General features: G+C 46.2%; 4 protein-coding genes. 1 reads left to right on the top strand and 3 read right to left on the bottom strand.

Annotated features, from left to right (window positions below):
• Nucleotides 1-367: 367 nt before the first annotated feature.
• The 3 genes from Q0605_RS07575 to Q0605_RS07565 are packed head-to-tail and all read right to left on the bottom strand — an operon-like array spanning nt 368 to nt 2,062.
• Nucleotides 368-610: a hypothetical protein gene (locus Q0605_RS07575; RefSeq protein WP_297881153.1), complete on the bottom strand. Its 243-nt coding sequence runs from the start codon at nt 608-610 to the stop codon at nt 368-370.
• Nucleotides 600-1,652 (bottom strand): 3'-to-5' oligoribonuclease B, encoded by a 1,053-nt coding sequence (locus Q0605_RS07570; RefSeq protein ID WP_298705705.1) that lies wholly within the window; start codon nt 1,650-1,652, stop codon nt 600-602. The genes Q0605_RS07575 and Q0605_RS07570 overlap by 11 nt, the downstream gene beginning before the upstream one ends.
• Entirely contained in the window at nt 1,649-2,062 is a 414-nt protein-coding gene (locus Q0605_RS07565; protein ID WP_298705702.1) for an Rrf2 family transcriptional regulator, read from the bottom strand. Before Q0605_RS07565 ends, Q0605_RS07570 begins: the two co-directional genes overlap by 4 nt.
• 104 nt (nt 2,063-2,166) lie before the next feature.
• On the opposite strand from Q0605_RS07565, the gene rpsO reads away from it, so the two are divergent.
• Nucleotides 2,167-2,439 (top strand): 30S ribosomal protein S15, encoded by a 273-nt coding sequence (gene rpsO / locus Q0605_RS07560; protein ID WP_005871877.1) that lies wholly within the window; start codon nt 2,167-2,169, stop codon nt 2,437-2,439.
• Nucleotides 2,440-2,527 lie beyond the last annotated feature (88 nt).

Genomic DNA, 2,527 nt, shown 5'->3' with positions numbered 1-2,527 from the left:
AATTTTTTGCAAAATTCCGTGCCGCAAAATGCACTTAAAATTTTAAATTTGCTATTGCGCGGAATTTTCTTAGCGTAAATTCTAAGCCTTGAAATTTTGCTCTTGTTCGACAGCATAAAATTTTAAAATTAAATTCTGCAACTGCCATGCCTTAAAATTTTATTTGCAAAACATACTTTTTAAATTTTAAAATTTTAAATCTAAACCCGCAAAATTCCGTATTTTGCGTTTTTGAAATTCTATTTAGTAAAATTTTATCTCGCGGATCTCTCGCTCTATAAATTTCCGCGCTAAATGAAATTTTACTCCGCATAGTTTGCGCTTCGTAAAATTCTAGCTCGCAAAATTTCGCTTAAAATTCCGCGAGCTAGCCCTTATTTTCGAATAGTTCCGCGTGTTTGCTACGCAAAAACTCGACCACGGCGATCACCTCGTCCGCGCCGCTAGCGTCAGAGTTCGCAAGCACCGTGTCGATATTTTCGATGTAGAGCTGCGCCGCATCGGCGAGCCGCTCGCGCTTCACGCCCGCATAAAGCAGCATCGCGTCAAGCAGGATGTTGATCTCGTAGATGAGGTCCTGCTCGGCGATTTTTTCGTCATTATTTTTCATCTTCTTCCTTTGAAATTTGAGTTTTTTTCTCGATTAGATCCACGATTTGCGCCTTTACGGCTTCGTACGAGCTCGCGTCCTTAAAGCCCGCAAACATCCCGCCGCTCGCATTTACGTGTCCGCCGCCGCCGAGGAGCAGCTTTGCCATTTCGCTTACGTCGATCTTGCCGTCGGCGCGGAAGCTGAGTGTTTTCTTGCTCGTTACGTCGATGAAAAAATCGACATCAGGGTTTTGCGTCAAAAAGTCGTTGCCGATGACGCTTACGTTGCCGATATTGTAGGTCAAAATGCCCTTTTTATCGAGGTAGCTGATCTCAAAGCGCTGCTTTTGCGTGCTTAGGCGGGCGACTACGAAATGCGAGACGAGATTGCTTAGCGTATCGTCGCGCTCGCCTTTAAAAAATTCCTTCTTTATGCCGTGCAGCGCGCTATCTAGCGCTATGTGCGCATTCGGCTCGTCTTGAAATTTAAAAATTTTTTCTAACAGGAAAAAGATATAATCCCTGCTCTCCTGCTCAAACATGATCTTATTGATCTCTTTCGCGCCCGAGACCATGCCGAGGCAGACCTTGCCGAGCTCAAACTCGCTCTGCTCTTTCAGCCAGATATCCACGGCGTTTACGACGCGCACGAGCTTATCCAGCCGCGTCTCGCCGCCGAACATCGCGCTGAAAAAATCATACGTTATCTTCGTGGCGCAGCGCGACGAGTCCAGAAAATACCACGGGAATTTCTTCGCGCACTCAAGCCCGCTTTGATGATGATCCAAAAGGATCATGCGAGCGTTGCGACGTGCCAGCTCGCCGCTAAATTTCTCGCATTGCGCGGGCAGTAAATTTAGATCAGTGATTAAAACCAGGCTTTTCTCGTCTGCGTTTACGGCGAGTCGCTCGTCGATACGAGCGAGGATGAGATCAAATTTTTCGTTTATCTCCTTGCCATAGTTGGCATTGAAAAATTCCACGTCCGTCAAATAGTGCGCCGCGACGAACTGCGCGCCGTAGCCGTCCAGATCGGTGTGGCTGAGGTGATATATTTTCATTTGCGTTCTTTGCCGATGATGTCTGCTAGCGTGATCGTATCCATATACTCATCGACTTTCTCCTGAAGTTCGCCGAACATTAGATTGACGCGGCACAGCGTGCGACCGTTAGGGCAGGCGTCGATCCCCTCGGCGGTGCAATCAAACACCGTCGCCTTGCGTCTTTCGGCGCTTTTGATGATCTCGCTTAGCGTGATTTCATCCGCATTGCGCGCGAGCACAAAGCCGCCTTTTGCGCCTTTGAAGGAATTTAAAAGTCTCGCACGAGCTAAATTTTGTAAAATTTTAGCCAAAAAACTGCGCGAAATTCCAAGCTCGCTAGAGATCGAATCTACGTCCATAGACTCATTCTTGCCGGCGATGCAGATCATTGAAAGCAGGGCGTATTCGCTTGCTTTTGTAAAAAGCATTTATTCTCTCCTTTGGTGTCAAAGCGTGCATTTTACACAAAGAAAGCAAAAATTTAGGTTAATTAAGTATAATCGCTTCCTATTTTACCGATCAGGAGGTCATCATGGCTTTAGACACGGCTCAAAAGGCACAGATAGTTGCGAAATTCGCTAGAAGAGAGAAGGATACGGGCTCTGCGGAGGTGCAAATCGCGCTTCTTACCGAGAGGATCACGCTTCTTACCACTCATTTGCAAGCAAATCCGAAAGATTTTTCATCTCGCTTAGGACTGCTAAAGCTAGTAGGTCAGCGCAAAAGAATGATGAAATATCTTAAAAACAAAGACTACGCAGTTTACTCCAAGCTTGTTAGCGAGTTAAATTTAAGAGATAAATAAGCTCCTTTGCTCGCGGCGGCGTTTATTTTGCCCCGCGATTTATACACGGCGTCGGTCAAACGGCGGATGCTTTTTTTATGCCTGGAAT

The sequence above is a fragment of the uncultured Campylobacter sp. genome (assembly GCF_938017705.1).
GTDB lineage: Bacteria > Campylobacterota > Campylobacteria > Campylobacterales > Campylobacteraceae > Campylobacter_B.
Note: the sequence above shows the minus strand (reverse complement) of the source record. Positions and strands in the feature narration are given on the sequence as shown.